The organism is Mycobacterium hubeiense (assembly GCF_002838065.1).
Taxonomy (GTDB): domain Bacteria; phylum Actinomycetota; class Actinomycetes; order Mycobacteriales; family Mycobacteriaceae; genus Mycobacterium; species Mycobacterium hubeiense.
On record NZ_PIZU01000022.1, the window covers coordinates 73,898 to 91,738 of the forward strand.

Genomic DNA, 17,841 nt, shown 5'->3' on the forward strand with positions numbered 1-17,841 from the left:
CCCAAATCGCGCGTCGATAGGCTGTAGTGGTGAACCCCTCGACGGCACAGGCCCGCATCGTCGTCGACGAACTGATCCGCGGCGGCGTCCGCGACGTCGTGCTGTGCCCGGGTTCGCGCAACGCCCCGCTGGCCTTCGCCCTGCAAGACGCCGACCGGCAGGGCCGCATCCGGCTGCACGTGCGCATCGACGAACGCACCGCCGGCTACCTCGCGATCGGCCTGGCCGTCGCCGAACAGGCCCCGGTGTGCGTCGCGATGACGTCGGGCACCGCGGTGGCCAATCTCGGGCCCGCGGTGGTGGAGGCCAACTATGCGCGGGTGCCGCTGATCGTGCTGAGCGCCAACCGGCCCTACGAATTGCTGGGCACCGGCGCCAATCAGACCTTCGAGCAGCTCGGCTATTTCGGCACGCAGGTCCGCGCCAACATCAGCCTCGGCCTTGCCGAAGATGCGCCGGAACGCCTCGACGCCCTCAACGCCACGTGGCGGTCGGCGACGTGCCGAGTCTTGGTGGCCGCCACCGGATCTCGCACCGCCAACGCCGGGCCGGTGCAGTTCGACATCCCGCTGCGCGAACCGCTGGTGCCCAATCTCGACGACGACGGGGCCTTCCCGCCTGGCAGGCCCGACGGCAAGCCGTGGACCTACACGCCGCCGGTCAGCTTCGACCAGCCGCTGGACATCGACCTCACCCCGGACACCGTCGTCATCGCGGGCCACGGCGCCGGCGTGCACCCCAACCTGGCGGCGCTGCCCACGGTCGCCGAGCCCACGGCGCCGCCCGCCGACAACCCGTTGCACCCGTTCGCGTTGCGGCTGGTGCACCCGAAGCAGGTCATCATGCTGGGCCGCCCCACGCTGCACCGGCCGGTGTCGTCGCTGCTGGCCGATCCCTCGGTGCCGGTGTACGCGTTGACCACCGGCCCGCGCTGGCCGGATGTCTCGGGAAACTCGCAGGCTACGGGCACCCGCGCCGTCACCACCGGCGCGCCCAACCCGGCGTGGCTGCGCCGCTGCGCCGACGTCCACCAGCACGCGATGGCCGCGGTGCACAGCCAGCTCAAGGCCCACCAGCTGACCACCGGGCTGCATGTGGCCGCCGCGGTGGCCGAGTCGCTGCGGCCCGGCGATCAGCTGGTGCTGGGCGCGTCGAACCCGGTCCGCGATGCCGCCTTGGTCGGCCTGGACGCGCACGGCATCAAGGTGCGGTCCAACCGCGGGGTCGCGGGCATCGACGGGACGGTGTCGACGGCGATCGGCGCGGCGCTGGCGCATGACGGCCGCACGGTGGCGTTGATCGGCGACCTGACGTTCGTGCACGACAGCTCCGGCCTGCTGATCGGGCCGACCGAGCCGACGCCGCGCCAGCTCACCATCGTGGTGTCCAACGACAACGGCGGCGGCATCTTCGAGCTGCTCGAACAGGGCGACCCGCGGTTCTCCGACGTCTCGTCGCGGATCTTCGGCACGCCGCACGACGTCGACGTCGGCGCGCTGTGCCGCGCCTACCACGTCGACAGTGCGCAGATCGAGGTCAATCAGCTGGTCGATGCGCTCAATGAACCGTTCGACGGGATGCGGGTGCTGGAGGTGAAGGCCGACCGGTCGTCGCTGCGGGCGCTGCACGCGTCCATCAAGGCGGCCCTGTGAGCGCCGTGAAACGGTGGCTGCGGTTTCTGGTGCCACGGCTGGAGGCCGACCCGAACGAGACGGCCTCCGAACGGATTTTCCGCCGCATCCGCATCGGCATTCTCATCGCGGCGTGTTTGGTGACGTTGCAGTCGGTGCTGCTGGTGTTGGGGGCGTGGCGCAACGACCGGCAGATCGAGCGTCACATGGGCGTGGCCGCCGCGGAGGTGCTCAGCGCGGGCCCGCGGCGCTCGACGATCGAGTTCGTCACCCCCGATCGCGTCACCTATCGACCGGAACTCGGTGTGCTGTACCCGTCCGAATTGGACACGGGCATGCGGATTTACGTCGAATACGACCGCAACAACCCTGACCTGGTGCGGGTGCAGGACCGCAACGCCGCGCTGGCGATCATCCCGGCCGGGTCGATCGCGGTGGTGGGCTGGCTGGTGGCCGGCGCGGCGTTGGTGGGTGTGAGCCTGGTTCAGCGGCGCCGAAAAGCTCAGGACGACATCAGCTTGGCCAGCCAGTTGTCGTCGTAGATGTCCAGCACCTCGTCGCGAATGGGGGCGTAAACCGTTGGCGTGCCTGGGTTTAACGGGTTCACCTCGAACAGATAGCCGAGGTTGACGTCGGTCATGTCGAAGGTGTCGATCACCTTGTCGCCGGCGGCGATGCGATCGGCCACGTCGGCTGGCACACCCGCGTCGCGGGCCATCGAAGCGAGTTCGTCGTCGCCCATCGCCGACGCCTCCTGATGAGCCCACAATTGCTGCACGAGCTCCTGAAACGCCGTCGCCGACGTCGTCGAATCAGCGGCGGCGAACATCGCGTTGCTCACCCGCGCCGAATGGTCTCCGCCCTCGGCGTCCAGGAATGTCAACGGCCGATAGGTGACCTTGAGCTGCCCGGTATTCAGGTAGCCGGCGATCTCGTCGCCGAAGTCGGCCTGCAGGTCCGCGCAGTGGGTGCATTGCGGCTCGGTGAAGATCTCGACGTGCACCGGCGCGTCGGCGAACCCGGCCACGACGCCGTATCCGTCCTCGCTGACCTGCACCGGAGGATAGCGCGGATCGGGCTGGGCGACGCCGCTGACCTGGCGGGTGCACCCGCCGGCGACCACAAGCGCGACCATGAGCAGCCAGAGCAGTCGCATAACGGCAGCGTAGCTACCTCACAGCCACGTCTGCGACACCGCCACCGAATCCTCGGGCTGCTCGGCGACCGCCCGCCGCCCGGCCTTCAAGACCCGCAACACGAACCCGGGTCGCAGCAGCGCGGACGGCTCGTCGAGCATCCCGACCACCCGCAGGAACTGCTGCGCCACCGCGGCGTCGGTTTCGCTGGCCGTCAGCACCCGTTCGGTCCAGGCGTTGGTGATCCGCATCGACAGCGGGCGAGGACCGGCCACCTGAGGCAGCGTTAGATCGGAGCCGACGGCCGTCTGCCATGCCACGCGAATCTTCTTGGCCGACGCCGAGAAGAACCGCCGCGGCAGATCGCGCTCGCCGCTACGCAGGCAGTCGCGCAGCACGCCGGCTTCGATGGCGGCGACGGTCATGCCCTGGCCGTAGATCGGGTTGAAGCTGCAGATCGCGTCCCCGACGACGAGCAGCCCGTCCGGCGTCGCGGCCATCTTGTCGTAGCGCCGCCACCGGTTCGACGGCAGCCGATGCTGGTTGACGCCGCCGATCGTCTCGGCATCCCGAACTGCGGCCAGCACGTGGGCAGGCGCGAAACCAGCTGCGTAGTCCAGCAATTCGGGCCAGGTGGCCGGTGGCTCGATTCCCGCCATGGTGCCGACGGCCACCAACCAGGTGTCGTTCTCGCAGGCGAACGCCGCGAAGATCGACGGCCGGTCCGGCTCGGGGCAGACGGCGACGAGGTTCTCTTGGAGCGTGTCGTGTGGCAACCGCAGCGGCTGGCTGGCATAGGCGACACGCACCACCAGCTCGTCTTCGCGGGGCCGGCCGTAGCCGAGCTGCTCGAGGAACACCGGTGTGCGCGAGCCGCGTCCGGTGGCGTCGACGACGAGGTCGGCCGTCAGCGTCGTCTCGTTGCCGTCGTCGTGGCCCACCACCCGCACGCCCGTGACGCGACGACGATCCGCGGTCGCGGTGAGCCCGGCGACGTCGTGCCCGTCGAGAACCGACACGTTCGCCAGCCCGCGCAGCCGCCGCCGCACATGCCCCTCCAGGAACGGGCGGCTCCCGTAGTAGTTCACGACCGACGCCGGATCCGGGAGCCTGTCCCGCACAAGCCGATGCCCGGCGAACGACACCCAGAATTTCGACAGGTCGCCGTCGTCCCACACCAGGCCGCCGTCGGCGACCAACTCGTCGAGAAACCCCGGAAAGAGTTCCTCGAGGATCTGCGCGGCGCGGGCCAGCAGCAGATGCGGCTGGCGGCCCTGCGGTACACCGCGCCGCGGTTCGGGCCCATCCGGCAGCACATCACGCTCGACGACCGTGACGGTGTCATAGCTGTCGGCCAGTACCCGGGCGGCCAGCAGCCCGCCCATACTCGCGCCGAGAACAATCGCGTGACCAGCTTGTTTCGACATGGCAGCAGTGTCGGGCGCGCCATGGCAGGGGGCCTAGCGTAGTCCGCTACTTCACCTTTTCGCGTGCCGTATCCCTGTCGGCAACCTTGTCGACGCCTGTCGATGAGACCCTCTTGGCGTGCGCGTTGCGATCGTCGCTGAGTCCTTCCTCCCGAATGTCAACGGCGTCACCAACTCGGTGCTTCGGGTGATCGAGCATCTCCGCCGCACCGGCCACGAAGCCCTGCTCATCGCGCCGGACACGCCGCGGGGTCAGCCGCCGGCCGACCGGATTCACGACGGCATCCGGGTGCATCGGGTGCCGTCGCGGATGTTCCCGAAGGTCACCTCGCTGCCGCTGGGTGTGCCGCGGCCGCGGATGGTCGGCGTGCTGCGCGGCTTCGACCCGGACGTGGTGCATTTGGCGTCGCCGGCGCTGCTCGGCTACGGCGGCCTGCATGCGGCCCGTCATCTCAAGGTGCCGACGGTGGCGGTATTCCAAACCGACATCGCGGGATTCGCGGAAAGCTACGGCATCGGCATCGCATCGCGCGCCGCGTGGGCGTGGACCCGTCACCTGCACAGCCGCGCCGACCGGACCCTGGCGCCGTCCACCGCAGCGATGGAAGCCCTTGCTGCGCATGGTATTCCGCGGGTGCACAAGTGGGCGCGTGGCGTGGACATCACCGGCTTCGCCCCGTCGGCGCGCGATGACGCGTTGCGCCAGAAATGGTCGCCGCACCGCAAGCCGATCGTCGGCTTCGTCGGCCGGCTGGCGCCGGAGAAGCACGTCGAACGGCTGGCGGTGCTGGCGCGCCGCGACGACATCCAGGTGGTGATCGTCGGCGACGGCGTGGACCGGGCCAAGCTCGAATCAGCCTTGCCGTCAGCGGTTTTCACCGGCGCGCTGTACGGCGAGGAGCTCGCGACCGCGTACGCCAGCATGGACGTCTTCGTCCATCCCGGCGAGCACGAGACGTTCTGTCAGGCGGTGCAGGAGGCGATGGCCTCGGGTCTGCCGGTGATCGCGCCCGATGCGGGCGGTCCACGAGATCTGGTGGCGCCGTGCCGAACCGGGCTGCTGTTGCCCGTCGCGGAGTTCGAGGATCGGCTGACCGAGTCCGTCGACCACCTGATCGCCGAGCGTGCCCGCTACTCGGTCGCGGCCCGGCGCAGCGTGTTGGACCGCACCTGGCCGGCCATCTGCGACGAGCTGCTCGGGCACTACGAGGCCGTGCAGGGAATGCGCCGGCTACGGGCCGCCTAGCAGCCATGTAGCGTCGATGACGTGAGCCGCGCGACGCTGGACAAGGATCCCCATGAAGTGGCGTCGATGTTCGACGCCGTCGCGCGCCGCTACGACCTGACCAACACGGTGATGTCGCTGGGGCAGGACCGGTTCTGGCGACGGGCCACCCGCGCGGCGCTGAAGATCGGACCCGGCGACAAGGTGCTCGACTTGGCGGCGGGCACCGCAGTGTCGACGGTGGAGCTCGCGGCGTCGGGGGCGTGGTGTGTGGCTGCGGACTTCTCGGTCGGGATGCTGGCCGCGGGCGCGGGCCGGCACGTGCCCAAGGTGGCCGGCGACGCGACGCGGCTGCCGTTCGGCGACGACGTCTTCGACGCGGTCACCATCAGCTTCGGGCTGCGCAACGTCGCCGACCACGGCGCGGCGCTGCGCGAAATGGCCCGTGTGACAAGGCCGGGCGGACGGCTGGTGGTGTGCGAATTCTCCACGCCGACGAACACGCTGTTCGCCACGGTCTACAAGGAGTACTTGATGCAGGCGCTGCCGCGGATCGCCCGGGCCGTGTCCTCCAACCCCGACGCCTATGTTTATCTCGCCGAATCGATTCGGGCGTGGCCGGATCAGGCCGAGCTGGCGCGTCGTATCGGTGACGCCGGTTGGGGGCAGGTGCGTTGGCGCAACCTGTCCGGCGGCATCGTGGCGCTGCACGCGGCGACCAAACCGAAGTAGCCCTTTACCTAGGTTGATAACCCGCGCGTCCGCATTAACTTCTGGGCCCACCTGTTGCGGTCAGGCAAGCGCCGTATCGGCGTGTCGCAACGGCTGTGAGCAGAATCACCGTTAACTTATCGTCCTGACGGGTTCCGCAACGTAGGCGGTGTCAGATGTCGGGTCGGGTTCAGCAGCGGGGTATTTCGCGCCGGTCGTTTCTGGCGGGCACCGCGACGGCGGGAGTCGCGGCGGCGCTCGGCCCGCCGCGGCCTGCCCGTGCCGCGCCAGGCAAGACCGTCGCGGTGTTCGGTGCGGGTATCGCCGGGCTGACCGCCGCGCACGAGCTCGTCGACCGCGGCTACACCGTGACCGTCTACGAGCGAAAGGCGCTGGGCGGCAAGGCCCGTTCCATCCCGGTGCCGAACTCGGGCGCGACGCCGCTGCCGGCCGAGCACGGGTTCCGGTTCTTTCCGGGCTTCTACCGCAACGTGACCGACACCATGCGCCGAATCCCGTTTCCGGGCAATGCGTTCGGTACCTGGGAGAACCTCACCCGGGCCACGTCGTATCTGCACTCCGGCCTCGGTCGTGCTGATCTGACTGTGCCGCTGCCGTTCCCAATCCCGACGTTGCCCAATCCGATCACGCCCAAGGCGTTCATCGAATCGGTGACGACGGTGTTCCAGACGCTGTTCCGATTGCCGTTGTGGGAAGCTGCTTATGCCGCACAGAAACTCGCGGTTTACGTCACCAGCTCCAACGAACGCAAGCTCGGCCAGTGGGAGCACATGACGTGGGAGAAGTACATCGGCGCCGACAAGCGATCCGCCGAGTACAACCGCTACCTCGCCGACGGCATCATCCGCAACCTGACCGCGTCGAAATCCAAAGACGCCAGCGCACATTCCATCGGGCTGGTGGGCGAGGCGTCGGTGTGGTCGATCCTGCTGCTGGGCAACGACTTCGACAACAAGGGCTTCGACCGCGTGCTCAACGGGCCGACCAGTTCACAGTGGCTCGACCCGTGGGTGGAGCACCTGCGCAACAAAGGGGTGACATTCCATGTGGGACAGGCGCTGTCGCGACTGACGCCCAACGGCAAGCACATCGCGTCGGCCACCGTCGTCGACGGCAGAGGGGTAACACGACCCGTCGTCGCCGATTGGTACGTCTCAGCGATCCCGTGCGAGAAGCTGGCCGCGGTGCTCACCCCGGACGTCATCGCCGCCGACCCGCGCCTGGCCAATGTCGCGCGGCTGCGTACCGAATGGATGAACGGGCTGATGTTCTTCCTCAAGGAGCGCGTCGACGTCACCAAGGGCCACGTCAACTACGTCGACTCCGGATGGGCGATCACGTCGATCAGCGAGGAGCAGTTCTGGAAACGGAGCCTGACGACGTACGGCGACGGCACCGTCAAGGACTGCATGTCGGCGATCATCTCGGACTGGACCACGCCGGGAAACTTCAACGGCCGCAGCGCCCGCGACTGCACGCCGCCCGAAATCGCCAACGAAGCATGGGCGCAGATCAAGGCGCACCTCAACGACACCGACACCGTCGTCACCGACGCGATGCTGCACTCGTGGTTTCTGGATCCGGCGATCATCGACCCGGGCACACCGAACGTCCGCAACGACGAACCGCTGTTCATCCAGGACCCCGGCTCGTGGGAGCGCCGCCCCGATGCGGTGACGGCGATCGACAACCTGTTCCTCGCGGGGGAGTGGGTGCGCACCGATCAGAACGTCACGACGATGGAGGGCGCCAACGAGGGCGGGCGCTACGCCGCCAACGGCGTACTGCAGGCGTCGGGCTATGGCGGGCCGATGGTGAAAATCGTGGAACTGTTCCAGGCGCCGTGGTGGATCCCGTTCAAACAAGCCGACCGCGCGCGCTACCGGGCAGGGCTACCCCACGCGCTGGACATCGTCGACACCCGCTGGCCCGGCCGGTCCTAGTGCTTACGTGCCCGCATACAAGCGACAATGTCGCTAACTGCTTAGCCCACCAATGTTTTCAGCGACACTGTCGCTCATATGCGGGCACGCGGACCGGTGATGCCCCGGAGCCGCTAATTGATCGTGCCGATGCTGCCGTCCGGCGCGACCGGCACGTCGGCGTGGTTCTGCTGCACCCGCGGCGTCGGCGTCTCACCGACCGGAACGCACTGTCCCACATAGGGCACGTCTTCGCAGGGCCCGACCGGAGCCGCGCCGGCAACCGGCGCCAGCGCCAAGCCGGCGGCGCACGCCAATATGACGATCGCCGATTTCAGACCGGGCATCGTGGATCCTTCCGTCGATCCTCATCAACCCGTATGAGACGAATTCTAATCCCGAAACGCGGCAAAAAGCACTGTTCAGACGCCGAAAGTGCTTAGTAGAGCTTGGTATTCACGTGACGTTCAGCTGAACGGCTTGCGCTGATCCAGCCGTCGCGACGCCAATCCGCCCGCCCGCCACACCCGCGCGATCCAATCGGAGTCCTCGTCGGTGACGAGATTTCCCATGACCCGCACCGCAATTCGCATCAGCGCCGTCGACCGCATCGCCAACGGACCCGTCGCGGGCAGGAACCGCGGCAGCGTCAACAACAACGCCAGCCGCCGCGCCACCGAGAAGCCCCGCGCGTAATGCTCCTGCAAGACGGCCGGCCACGCCGACGACACATCACCGGCATCCAGCAGCTCGGCGGCCAGCCGCCCGGTTTCCAGGCCGTAGTCGATGCCCTCACCGTTCAGCGGGTTGACGCAGGCCGCCGCGTCGCCGATCAGCATCCAATTCGGCCCCGCGACGCCCGACACCGCCCCACCCATCGGCAACAGCGCCGACAATGGCGCCCGAGGCTCGCCAGAGAAGCCCCATTCGTCGCGGCGCAGCCCGGTGTAGTACGACATCAGCGGCCGCAACGCCGCGTCGGCGGGCCGTTTAGCCGTCGCCAGCGCGCCCACGCCGATGTTCACCTCGCCATTGCCCAGCGGGAAGATCCAGCCGTAGCCCGGCAACACCTTGCCCTCCGGCGAGCGCAGTTCCAGATGCGACGTGATCCACGGTTCGTCGGCCCGCGGCGTCGCGATATACCCCCGCACCGCAACGCCGTACACCGTCTGCTGATGCCACTGCCGGCCCAGCATCCGGCCCAATGTCGAGCGGGCGCCGTCGGCCACAATCAACTGCGAAAGCCCGACGACGCCACCGGAGTCCAACTTCACGGCGCTCACCCGGCCCGACGAATCATGCTGCACGCCAACGGCTTTGACACCCATCAGCATCTTGGCGCCCTCGTCGGCGGCCACCATACGGATGCGGTCGTCCAGTTCGGTGCGGGGGATCGCGCTGCTGGTCGACGGGAACGACGGCCCCGGCCACTCGACTTCGACGTCGCCTCCGAAACCCGACATCCGCAACCCACGGTGGCGGATTCGGCTGTCCAGCCACGGCCCGAGGCCCAGCCGTTGCAGCTCCAACACCGCCCGGGGCGTCAACCCGTCGCCGCACGCCTTGTCGCGCGGGAACTGCGCGGAATCGATGACGAGCACGTCGCGCCCGGCGCGACACGCCCACGCAGCCGCGGCCGAACCCGCAGGCCCGGCCCCGACGACGACCACGTCGGCGTTCACTGTCACGCCCCCCAGTATGTTGGAGCAATGAGGACACCGGCGACTGTGGTGGCGGGAGTGGACTTCGGGGACGCCGCGTTCGCCGCCGAGGTCCGCGACGGCGTGGCCCGCATCGAAGAGCTGATGGCCGCTGAGCTGGGCAAAGCCGATGAATTGATGTCCGAGGCGGTCCAGCATCTGTTCCAGGCGGGTGGCAAACGTTTCCGGCCGCTGTTCACGGTGCTGTCCGCCGAGCTGGGGCCCGATCCGGACAACTGGCAGGTCACCGTCGCCGGCGCCGTCATCGAGCTGGTGCACCTGGCGACGCTGTATCACGACGACGTGATGGACGAGGCGCAGGTGCGCCGCGGCGCGCCCAGCGCCAATGTGCGGTGGGGCAACAACATCGCGATCCTGGCCGGCGACTACCTGTTCGCGACGGCCTCGCGTCTGGTGTCGCGGCTGGGCCCGGACGCCGTGCGGGTGATCGCCGACACATTCGCCCAACTCGTCACCGGGCAGATGCGTGAAACCCGCGGCGCCGCAGAGGGTGTCGACGAGATCGAGCACTACCTGAAGGTGGTGTACGAGAAGACGGCCTGCCTGATCGCGGCGTCGGGCCGGTTCGGCGCGACGTTCTCCGGCGCCGACGATGAGCAGATCGAACGGCTCAGCCGGCTCGGCGGCATCGTCGGCACCGCGTTTCAGATCTCCGACGACATCATCGACATCGACAGCGACCCCGACGAGTCGGGCAAGGTGCCCGGCACCGACCTGCGCGAAGGCGTGCACACGCTGCCGGCGCTCTACGCGCTGCGCGAAGAGGGCCCCGACGCGCAGCGGCTGCGCGAACTGCTGGCCGGACCGGTGCAGAAAGACGAGGACGTGGCCGAGGCGCTGCGGCTGCTGCGCCGCTCACCGGGCATGGCGCGGGCCAAGGAGACCGTCGCGCAGTACGCGGCGCAGGCCCGCGACGAGCTGGCGAAGCTGCCCGACGTACCGGCCCGTCAGGCGTTGGCCAACTTGGTGGACTACACCGTTCACCGTCACGGTTGACCGAATCCGGAACCTGGGACGGCCCGCCGAGCGTTTAATCAGCAATGAGTTCCTAGGAGGACGCTGATGACGTGGCATCCGCATGCCAACAGGTTCAAGACGTTCCTGCTGCTGGTAGGTATGTCGGCCCTGATCGTGTTCATCGGGGCGCTGTTCCAGAACCGCTCGATTCTGTTCCTGGCGGCGCTATTCGCCGTCGGCATGAACGTCTACGTCTACTTCAACAGCGACAAGCTGGCGCTGCGGGCCATGCACGCGCAGCCGGTCACCGAGATGCAGGCGCCGGCGATGCACCGCATCGTGCGCGAATTGGCGACGGCCGCGCGCCAGCCGATGCCGCGGCTCTACATCAGCGACACCGCCAACCCGAACGCGTTTGCGACGGGCCGCAATCCGCGTAACGCCGCGGTGTGCTGTACGACCGGGATTCTGCAGATCCTCGACGAGCGCGAGCTGCGTGCGGTGCTAGGGCATGAGCTTTCGCATGTGTACAACCGCGACATCCTGATTTCGTGTGTGGCCGGCGCGCTGGCGTCGGTGATCACCGCGTTGGCCAACTTCGCGATGTTCGCGGGGATGTTCGGCGGTAACCGCGAGGGCGGTGCGAATCCCATTGCCCTGCTGCTGGTTTCGCTGCTGGGCCCGATCGCGGCGACGGTGGTGCGGATGGCGGTGTCGCGGTCGCGGGAGTATCAGGCCGACCAGTCCGGCGCGGAGCTGACCGGTGACCCGCTGGCGCTGGCCTCGGCGCTGCGCAAGATCTCCGGTGGAGTGGAGGCGGCGCCGCTGCCGCCGAACCCGCAGCTGGCCGATCAGGCGCACTTGATGATCGCCAGCCCGTTCCGGGCGGGCGAGCGCATCGGCAAGCTGTTCTCGACGCACCCGCCGATCGCCGACCGGATCGCCCGGTTGGAGGCGATGGCCGGCCGCGGCCCGGGCTACTACTGAGAGTGATTTCGGTGTCGAAACCGTCGCTCATCGACTGTTGCGACACCCAATCGCACGATAGGAGTAGAACAGAAGAACGGATCGCATCGCACGCACGGAAGGGTGGTGGGCCGGCGATGCCTGGGGGCCGGCTGGGCCGGCTGGAAGAACGAGTCACCCGCATCTGTGCGCGTGCGCAGGACCCGATCGACCTGCTCGCGGCGGTTGCCGCGGAGGTGCGAAACGCCATCGCTTATGTGGCAGCGGGGTGGCTGCTCACCGACCCCGACACGCTGCTGCTCACCGGTGTGCACGCCGAAAATGTCTCGCGCGCACAGCATCTCGCGTTGATCGAATGTGAGCTAACGACTGACGACGTCAACAAGTTCGTCGACCTGGCCCGCCGCGAGGTTCCGGCGGCGTCTCTGAGCGCGGCCACCGGCGGAGATCTCAGCCGCAGCGCACGCTGGTCGAAGGTGTACCGGCCCAACGGATACGGCGACGAAATGCGGGGCGTGTTCAGCTCCGGTGCGGCGACGTGGGGGCATTTCTGCCTGACCCGCGGCGCCACCGATCCGTTCTTCACCGACGACGAGGTCGCGGTGATGGCCAAGCTCTGCCCGCACGTGGGCAACGCGATTCGCGCCTGCTTACAGCTGACGGGCCAACCCGGCCCCACCGTCCCCGGCCCGGCTGCACTGCTGATACTCGCCGATGACGGCACCGTCGAGTCGACGACTCCTCAGGTCACCGAATGGCTCGGCCCCGTCGACGACGAACGGCTGGAGACCGCGATCGTGCTGCACGAGGTGGCACACCAAGCGCGCGTTCTCGCCGAGCACGGTGCCGGCGAGCCCGCGTTGGCGCGCACCAGGAGCCGTAGCGGCGACTGGCTGGTGGTGCGGGGAATCCGTCTCGATGCCGACGGTTCCGGAACAGGGCGTACTGCAGTGGTTTTGGAGCAGGCTCGTCGCTCCGACATCGCGCCGCTTCTCGTCCACCTGCACCAACTGACCCGTCGCGAAAAGGAGATCACCCAACTGCTGTTGACCGGCATGTCCACCAGGGACATCGCCGCTGCGCTGTGGATCACCTCCGAGACATTGCGGGGTCACATCAAGGCGATCTTCGCCAAGCTCGGCGTGAACAGCCGCCCGGAGCTCGCCGCGCTACTGTCGCAGGACCTCGTCGTCCGTCGTTAGCGGCTTGGAAGCTGACACCTGCCGCGCGATGTCGTCGGCCACCCTTCGGGCCAGCCCGCCGACGAACTTCGTCAGACCCGGCCGGTACACGTAGCCGACGAAGCGCAGTCCCGGCAAGACCTCCGCGCCGTACCCGTCGCGCGGCATGCCGCGCTGGTCGAGGACGTCGAGATGGCCGACCATGGCCTCCAGCCCCGTCCGGTATCCGGTGGCCGCGATGACGCTGTCCACCTGCACCTTGGTGCCGTCGACGAGCACCACCGCGCGGTGTTCCAGCCGCTCGACGGCCGGCACCACACGCAGCGAGCGGTCCCGGATCGCGTCGATCACTTCGCGGTCGACGATCGCCGTGCCGGCGCCGCGTCGCTTGAGCCCGGCGATCGGCCCCTCCCGAGGCGCGGCGAGCCCGAAGCCGCTCAGATCGCCGATCACCCGGCGCTGCATGGCCTGCAGCATCTTGTCGACGAGCCCGGTGGGCAGCCGCAGAAACAGTGGCAGCGGCAGGTCGGCGGGCAAGCCACCGACCTCGCGCAGGAGGATGTTCGGCGGGGTGCGGACGGCCAGCGACACCTCCGGACAACCCGAGCGGCTCAGCTCGTAGGCGATCTCGAGCCCGGTGGAGCCCGCGCCGGCGACCAGCACACGTTGGCCCGCGAACGCGTTGGCGTTGCGATACTGCGCGGCGTGCACCACACGGCCGGTGAAGTCGTGGCCCTCGGCCCAGTCAGGAAGTGCGGGCCGGTTGAAGATGCCGGTCGCCACCACGACCTGGCGGACCCGCTGGACGCCTCGGTTGGTGACGACATCCCAACCGCCGTCGGGAGCCGGGTCGAGCCGGTTCACCTCGACGCCCAACCGGACGGGAACCTCCCTGCACGCGGCATACGTCTGCAGGTAGCCGACGTACTGGTCGCGGGTCGGAAACTGCCCGAAATTATGCGGGAAAGGCGCGCCGGGCAGGGCCGAGTTGCGGCGACAGGTGTTGAACCGCAGGGCGTCGTAACGGTGTGCCCAGGCGGCGCCGATCTGCGTGCCGCGTTCAACGACGGTTGCGTCCACCCCGCGCGCAAGCAGTTCGGCGGCGCACGACAACCCGGCCGGACCGCTGCCCACCACCAGCACGGTGCCCTCGGTTCCCATTACCCCTCCTGCGTGTAGCCTCGCCAGGAATCCAGCGTCGGTCGAAGTCGCGGTTGCCGCCACCCCGCAGATGGGGGGTTTTGCTCGTATCCGACCGAGGCGGGTAACGATGCGGTGTTCGGCGCCGATGTGATGCGTATGCTGCGAGTTCCGGCCGCACCCCTTAGGGTGTGGGCGTGCTGAGCAGAATCCTGATCGGCGCGGTGGGGGTCCTCGGGGCTGTGGCAGCCCCGGCGATCGCCGCGGCCGACCCCGCCCCGCCGCCGCCGAACATCAACGCCTACGCGCCGGTGAAGCCGTCGGAATACGCCGTGATGGACAACAACTGGTACGCGTTCAGCACGCCCGACGGGCTGACGTGCGTGCTGCAGCGCTCGGGCGGCTACGGGTGCAGCGGCCCGATCCCGGCGGCGCCGCAGGGCGCGAACCTGGTCAGTGGCGCGATCGGCGGGGTGCCGGGCTTCTCGCACACGGACGCGAACGTGTTCGCCGTGGCGGGCCCCGTCAAACCGCTGCCGCCGAACTCGCGGATCAGCTTTCAGACGGTGAGCTGTGGCACCGACGGCGTGGTGACATCGTGCGTGGACAGCCGTAACCAGTCGGGGTTCGTGATCAGCCCGGCGGGCAGTTTCATTCTGGGACAGACGAATCCGCTGCTGGACCGGCCGGAGGGCACGCGCCCGTTCTAGAAACCCGTGCCGTGGACCTCGTGGCCGGGCTTTTCGGCGGCGAGGCCGCGATAGGCCTGCTCGACGGTGGAGCCGTGATTGATGACGCCGTCGACCTCCCGGGCGATCGGCATGTTGAGCCCGTACTTCTCGGCGAATTCCATGACGACGCTGCAGGCCTTGACGCCCTCGGCGACCTGGTTCATCGAGGCGATGATCTCGTCGATGGTCTTGCCCGCGCCGAGTTGTTCGCCGACGTAACGGTTGCGGCTGCGCTGTGAGGTGCAGGTGACGATGAGGTCGCCCATGCCGGCCAGGCCGGCGAAGGTGTCGCGGTGCCCGCCCATCGCCTCGCCGAGTTTGGACATCTCACGCAGCGAGCGGGCGATCACCATGGCGCGGGTGTTCTCGCCGATGCCCAGCGAGTAGCCCATGCCGACGGCGATGGCGTAGACGTTCTTCAGCGCACCGGCCATCTCGACGCCGACCACGTCATCGGTGGTGTAGGTGCGAAATCGCCTGGTGCGGAACAGGTTTGCCAGCTGGGCGGCGAGGTGTTGGTCGGGCATCGCGAGCACTGCGGCGGCGGCGTAGCCTTCGGCGACTTCGCGGGCGATGTTGGGCCCGGCGAGGATTCCGGCGGGATGGCCGGGCAATATCTCGTCGACGATTTGGCTCATCCGGTAGTTGGTGCCCTGCTCGAGGCCCTTGACCAGGGACACCACCGGCACCCAGGGCCGCAGTTCCTTGGCGAGCTCGTTGAGCACGCCGCGGAAGCCGTGCGAGGGGACGCCCATGACGACGACGTCGGCGCAGTTGGCGGCCTCGGAGAAGTCGGTGGTGGCCTGCAGGGTCAGGCTCAGCTCCACCTCGTTGCCGAGGTATTTCGAATTGCGGTGGTTCTCGTTGATGTCCTTGGCGGTTTCCTCCGAGCGCACCCACTGCAGCGTCGGCCCGCGCCGGGCGCAGATGGACGCGACCGTCGTCCCCCACGAGCCACCACCGAGGACCACGACTTTGGGTTCACGCTTCGCGGGTGCCATGGCGATCAGGGTAGGACCGTTGGCGCGTGTTGGAGGGAGATTCGCCGGTGGCTACCGCTTCTTGGGGTGCAGCAGCTCCTCGGTCGACGAGGTGCGCGCCGCCTTGGCGCGCTTGTCGGCGCGTTTCTCCTTCAGAGACTTTCCGGACTTCTTGGTCATGCTCTGCCGAGGGGACTTGTCAGACATCGCTGGCCCTTCTCATGGGGGCCTGGTTGGTCCCGATGCCTCGACCCTACGCCAGTGGTCTGCGTTGGGCTTGCCCTTTGGCCGCGGGCTGGGATCATCGTCGCCATGAAGAGAGATGTGGGTGCAGCGCTCGAGGTCGAGATCACCGCGCCGACGACGTTGGAGTTCCAGATCGCGGTCGCGCCGCATCCGAATGCCGAGGTGTCCGAACGGTTGTCGTTTGTGTTGGACGGAAAACCGGTGCAGCCCTTGGAGATCAGCGGTATGCACGGCAATCGGATCCACAAGTTCGACGCGCCGGTGGGCACGTTGACGGTCGACTACGCCGCGACGATCGTCGGCCGGACGGATCCTGCGCCCGTAACGGAGTATGACCTGTCGATGTATCTGCGGCCGAGCCGCTACGCGGAGGCCGACAAGTTCTTCGGCTTCGCCGCAACGGAATTCGGGAGTTACGCCGATTCGGCGACGCTGCTGGAGAGGGTGTCGTCGTGGGTGGGCACAAGGCTGAACTATGTGCCGGGCTCCAGCGACCCGATCGACGGGGCGGCGGACACCTTGCTGGCCGGCGAGGGGGTGTGCCGCGACTTCGCGCACCTGGTGGTGGCGTTGCTGCGGGCGGTGAACGTGCCGGCCCGGATGGTGTCGGTGTATGCGCCGGGCCTGTCGCCGATGGACTTCCACGCGGTGGCCGAGGCGTTCGTCGACGGGCAGTGGCGCGTCGTCGACGGGACGCTGTTGGCACCGCGGCAGACGCTGGTGCGGATCGCCACCGGCCGCGACGCCGCGGACACCGCGTTCCTGGACAACCACAAGGGCGCGATCACGCTGAACAGCATGGAGGTGACGGCCGTCGTCGACGGCGACTTGCCCAGGGACTCGGTCGACGAGCTGGTCTCGATCGGTTAGCGGTAGTTGACGAACTGCAGCGCGACGTCGAGGTCGGCCTTCTTGAGCATGGCGATGACGGCCTGCAGGTCGTCGCGCTTCTTGGAGCTGACGCGGATCTCGTCGCCCTGGATCTGGGTCTTGACGCCCTTGGGGCCCTCGTCGCGGATGAGCTTGGTGATCTTCTTGGCGTTCTCGCTGTCGATGCCCTGCTTGAGGGTGCCGGTGACCTTGTAGGTCTTGCCGGAGGCCTGCGGCTCGCCGGCGTCGAAGGCCTTCATGGAGATGTCGCGGCGGACGAGCTTTTCCTTGAAGACGTCGATTGCGGCCTTGACGCGTTCCTCGGTGGACGAGGTGATCTCGATGGCCTCGTCGCCCTTCCAGGCGATGGACGTATCGGTGCCGCGGAAGTCGAAGCGGGTGGCCAGCTCCTTGGCGGCCTGGTTGAGCGCGTTGTCGACCTCCTGGCGGTCGACCTTGCTGACGATGTCGAAGCTGGAATCCGCCATTGGACTCGCTCCCTCCTTGGAACCTCTGGGCGTTTTCGTGCTGAAGCTATCCTCGTTGTACCCTGCTAGTCGCACCAAATCCGGGAGGAGCGGTGCGAGCACCCAGGCAGGTTGCCCGAGCGGCCAATGGGAGCGGACTGTAAATCCGTCGGCTTACGCCTACGCAGGTTCGAATCCTGCACCTGCCACCATGTGATGTCTCAGGACATCGTTGACACCTTGGTGCGGTTTCGGGGCCGTTTCCGCTCTCGTCGCCGCGGGGTCGGCAGCCGGGTAGCGAATCACTCACCCTCGCGGTCCAGCGTCTGTCTCTCGATGTCGGTCAGCAAATCCACAGCGAGCGTCCATCCAGTCTTGCGCGGGTTCGAAAGTCGAGTACCTGTGGTACTCAAGCGGCCAAATCACCCGGCATCGACAATCAGTTCCGTGACCCCACAAAACCGTGCGCAGAACGCAGGACGCATGCCAACCGAGGTTGTCCCGGTCTT

At 68.1% G+C, this 17,841-nt stretch carries 18 protein-coding genes and 1 tRNA gene; 11 read left to right on the plus strand and 8 right to left on the minus strand.

Annotation, left to right across the window (positions count from 1 at the left end; genetic code table 11):
* Positions 1 to 29 precede the first annotated feature (29 nt).
* Positions 30 to 1,652: a 2-succinyl-5-enolpyruvyl-6-hydroxy-3-cyclohexene-1-carboxylic-acid synthase gene (gene menD / locus CWS39_RS17550; protein WP_102144228.1), complete on the plus strand. Its 1,623-nt coding sequence runs from the start codon at positions 30 to 32 to the stop codon at positions 1,650 to 1,652.
* A complete protein-coding gene (locus CWS39_RS17555; RefSeq protein WP_102144201.1) occupies positions 1,649 to 2,173 on the plus strand; it encodes a DUF3592 domain-containing protein in 525 nt (174 codons plus the stop codon). Before menD ends, CWS39_RS17555 begins: the two co-directional genes overlap by 4 nt.
* Here the strand turns inward: CWS39_RS17555 and CWS39_RS17560 are convergent.
* Positions 2,134 to 2,787: a thioredoxin domain-containing protein gene (locus CWS39_RS17560; protein ID WP_102144202.1), complete on the minus strand. Its 654-nt coding sequence runs from the start codon at positions 2,785 to 2,787 to the stop codon at positions 2,134 to 2,136. The two genes, CWS39_RS17555 and CWS39_RS17560, sit on opposite strands and share 40 nt — an antisense overlap.
* A gap of 18 nt (positions 2,788 to 2,805) precedes the next feature.
* Positions 2,806 to 4,194, minus strand: a complete 1,389-nt coding sequence (locus CWS39_RS17565; protein ID WP_102144203.1) for an FAD-dependent oxidoreductase — start codon at positions 4,192 to 4,194, stop codon at positions 2,806 to 2,808.
* A 118-nt stretch (positions 4,195 to 4,312) separates the two neighbouring features.
* Here CWS39_RS17565 and CWS39_RS17570 point away from each other — a divergent pair, with 118 nt between their 5' ends.
* From CWS39_RS17570 to CWS39_RS17580, 3 genes are all read left to right on the plus strand, one after another.
* Complete coding sequence (locus tag CWS39_RS17570; protein WP_102144204.1) at positions 4,313 to 5,440, plus strand: glycosyltransferase family 4 protein; 1,128 nt, start codon at positions 4,313 to 4,315, stop codon at positions 5,438 to 5,440.
* A 21-nt stretch (positions 5,441 to 5,461) separates the two neighbouring features.
* Positions 5,462 to 6,151, plus strand: coding sequence for a demethylmenaquinone methyltransferase (locus CWS39_RS17575; protein WP_102144205.1), 690 nt, complete (start codon positions 5,462 to 5,464; stop codon positions 6,149 to 6,151).
* A gap of 155 nt (positions 6,152 to 6,306) precedes the next feature.
* Positions 6,307 to 8,094, plus strand: coding sequence for a hydroxysqualene dehydroxylase (locus tag CWS39_RS17580; protein ID WP_102144206.1), 1,788 nt, complete (start codon positions 6,307 to 6,309; stop codon positions 8,092 to 8,094).
* A 113-nt stretch (positions 8,095 to 8,207) separates the two neighbouring features.
* On the opposite strand, the gene CWS39_RS17585 is transcribed toward CWS39_RS17580, so the two are convergent.
* Both CWS39_RS17585 and menJ read right to left on the minus strand, forming a co-directional pair.
* Positions 8,208 to 8,420: a hypothetical protein gene (locus CWS39_RS17585; RefSeq protein ID WP_102144207.1), complete on the minus strand. Its 213-nt coding sequence runs from the start codon at positions 8,418 to 8,420 to the stop codon at positions 8,208 to 8,210.
* 120 nt (positions 8,421 to 8,540) lie between these two features.
* A complete protein-coding gene (gene menJ / locus CWS39_RS17590; protein WP_102144208.1) occupies positions 8,541 to 9,761 on the minus strand; it encodes a menaquinone reductase MenJ in 1,221 nt (406 codons plus the stop codon).
* 21 nt (positions 9,762 to 9,782) lie between these two features.
* Between menJ and grcC1 the strand changes: the two genes are divergently transcribed.
* From grcC1 to CWS39_RS17605, 3 genes are all read left to right on the plus strand, one after another.
* Positions 9,783 to 10,790 carry a nonaprenyl/(2E,6E)-farnesyl/geranylgeranyl diphosphat synthase gene (gene grcC1 / locus CWS39_RS17595; protein ID WP_199178169.1) on the plus strand — a complete coding sequence of 336 codons (1,008 nt, stop codon included), beginning with the start codon at positions 9,783 to 9,785 and terminating at the stop codon, positions 10,788 to 10,790.
* Between the two features lie 66 nt (positions 10,791 to 10,856).
* Positions 10,857 to 11,738 (plus strand): zinc metalloprotease HtpX, encoded by an 882-nt coding sequence (gene htpX / locus CWS39_RS17600; RefSeq protein WP_102144209.1) that lies wholly within the window; start codon positions 10,857 to 10,859, stop codon positions 11,736 to 11,738.
* Between the two features lie 116 nt (positions 11,739 to 11,854).
* Positions 11,855 to 12,919 (plus strand): helix-turn-helix transcriptional regulator, encoded by a 1,065-nt coding sequence (locus CWS39_RS17605; protein WP_102144210.1) that lies wholly within the window; start codon positions 11,855 to 11,857, stop codon positions 12,917 to 12,919.
* Here CWS39_RS17605 and CWS39_RS17610 read toward each other — a convergent pair.
* The gene (locus CWS39_RS17610; protein WP_102144211.1) at positions 12,887 to 14,059 is read right to left on the minus strand and encodes a flavin-containing monooxygenase; all 1,173 of its coding nucleotides are present in this window, start codon (positions 14,057 to 14,059) and stop codon (positions 12,887 to 12,889) included. The genes CWS39_RS17605 and CWS39_RS17610 overlap by 33 nt on opposite strands.
* Positions 14,060 to 14,235: 176 nt before the next feature.
* Between CWS39_RS17610 and CWS39_RS17615 the strand changes: the two genes are divergently transcribed.
* Positions 14,236 to 14,748 (plus strand): hypothetical protein, encoded by a 513-nt coding sequence (locus CWS39_RS17615; RefSeq protein ID WP_199178170.1) that lies wholly within the window; start codon positions 14,236 to 14,238, stop codon positions 14,746 to 14,748.
* On the opposite strand, the gene CWS39_RS17620 is transcribed toward CWS39_RS17615, so the two are convergent.
* Together CWS39_RS17620 and CWS39_RS30055 are read right to left on the minus strand one after the other, a co-directional pair.
* Positions 14,745 to 15,770, minus strand: coding sequence for an NAD(P)H-dependent glycerol-3-phosphate dehydrogenase (locus CWS39_RS17620; RefSeq protein WP_102144213.1), 1,026 nt, complete (start codon positions 15,768 to 15,770; stop codon positions 14,745 to 14,747). The two genes, CWS39_RS17615 and CWS39_RS17620, sit on opposite strands and share 4 nt — an antisense overlap.
* 51 nt (positions 15,771 to 15,821) lie before the next feature.
* Positions 15,822 to 15,956, minus strand: coding sequence for a hypothetical protein (locus CWS39_RS30055; RefSeq protein ID WP_255413025.1), 135 nt, complete (start codon positions 15,954 to 15,956; stop codon positions 15,822 to 15,824).
* Positions 15,957 to 16,061: 105 nt separating this feature from the next.
* Here CWS39_RS30055 and CWS39_RS17625 point away from each other — a divergent pair, with 105 nt between their 5' ends.
* Positions 16,062 to 16,865 (plus strand): transglutaminase-like domain-containing protein, encoded by an 804-nt coding sequence (locus CWS39_RS17625; protein WP_199178171.1) that lies wholly within the window; start codon positions 16,062 to 16,064, stop codon positions 16,863 to 16,865.
* Here CWS39_RS17625 and CWS39_RS17630 read toward each other — a convergent pair.
* On the minus strand, positions 16,862 to 17,353 hold the full coding sequence (locus CWS39_RS17630) for a YajQ family cyclic di-GMP-binding protein (RefSeq protein WP_102144215.1): 492 nt from the start codon (positions 17,351 to 17,353) through the stop codon (positions 16,862 to 16,864). The genes CWS39_RS17625 and CWS39_RS17630 overlap by 4 nt on opposite strands.
* Positions 17,354 to 17,458: 105 nt before the next feature.
* Between CWS39_RS17630 and CWS39_RS17635 the strand changes: the two genes are divergently transcribed.
* Positions 17,459 to 17,544, plus strand: a tRNA-Tyr gene (locus CWS39_RS17635).
* Positions 17,545 to 17,841: the final 297 nt, after the last annotated feature.

Bases quoted from the DNA above. Each gene is read 5' to 3' on its own strand.
- CWS39_RS17585 (WP_102144207.1), bottom strand. From the start codon at position 8,420: ATGCCCGGTCTGAAATCGGCGATCGTCATATTGGCGTGCGCCGCCGGC.
- CWS39_RS17625 (WP_199178171.1), top strand. From the start codon at position 16,062: ATGAAGAGAGATGTGGGTGCAGCGCTCGAGGTCGAGATCACCGCGCCG.
- CWS39_RS17565 (WP_102144203.1), bottom strand. From the start codon at position 4,194: ATGTCGAAACAAGCTGGTCACGCGATTGTTCTCGGCGCGAGTATGGGC.
- CWS39_RS17630 (WP_102144215.1), bottom strand. From the start codon at position 17,353: ATGGCGGATTCCAGCTTCGACATCGTCAGCAAGGTCGACCGCCAGGAG.
- CWS39_RS17580 (WP_102144206.1), top strand. From the start codon at position 6,307: ATGTCGGGTCGGGTTCAGCAGCGGGGTATTTCGCGCCGGTCGTTTCTG.
- CWS39_RS17605 (WP_102144210.1), top strand. From the start codon at position 11,855: ATGCCTGGGGGCCGGCTGGGCCGGCTGGAAGAACGAGTCACCCGCATC.
- CWS39_RS17560 (WP_102144202.1), bottom strand. From the start codon at position 2,787: ATGCGACTGCTCTGGCTGCTCATGGTCGCGCTTGTGGTCGCCGGCGGG.
- CWS39_RS17610 (WP_102144211.1), bottom strand. From the start codon at position 14,059: ATGGGAACCGAGGGCACCGTGCTGGTGGTGGGCAGCGGTCCGGCCGGG.
- CWS39_RS30055 (WP_255413025.1), bottom strand. From the start codon at position 15,956: ATGTCTGACAAGTCCCCTCGGCAGAGCATGACCAAGAAGTCCGGAAAG.
- htpX (WP_102144209.1), top strand. From the start codon at position 10,857: ATGACGTGGCATCCGCATGCCAACAGGTTCAAGACGTTCCTGCTGCTG.
- grcC1 (WP_199178169.1), top strand. From the start codon at position 9,783: ATGAGGACACCGGCGACTGTGGTGGCGGGAGTGGACTTCGGGGACGCC.
- CWS39_RS17620 (WP_102144213.1), bottom strand. From the start codon at position 15,770: ATGGCACCCGCGAAGCGTGAACCCAAAGTCGTGGTCCTCGGTGGTGGC.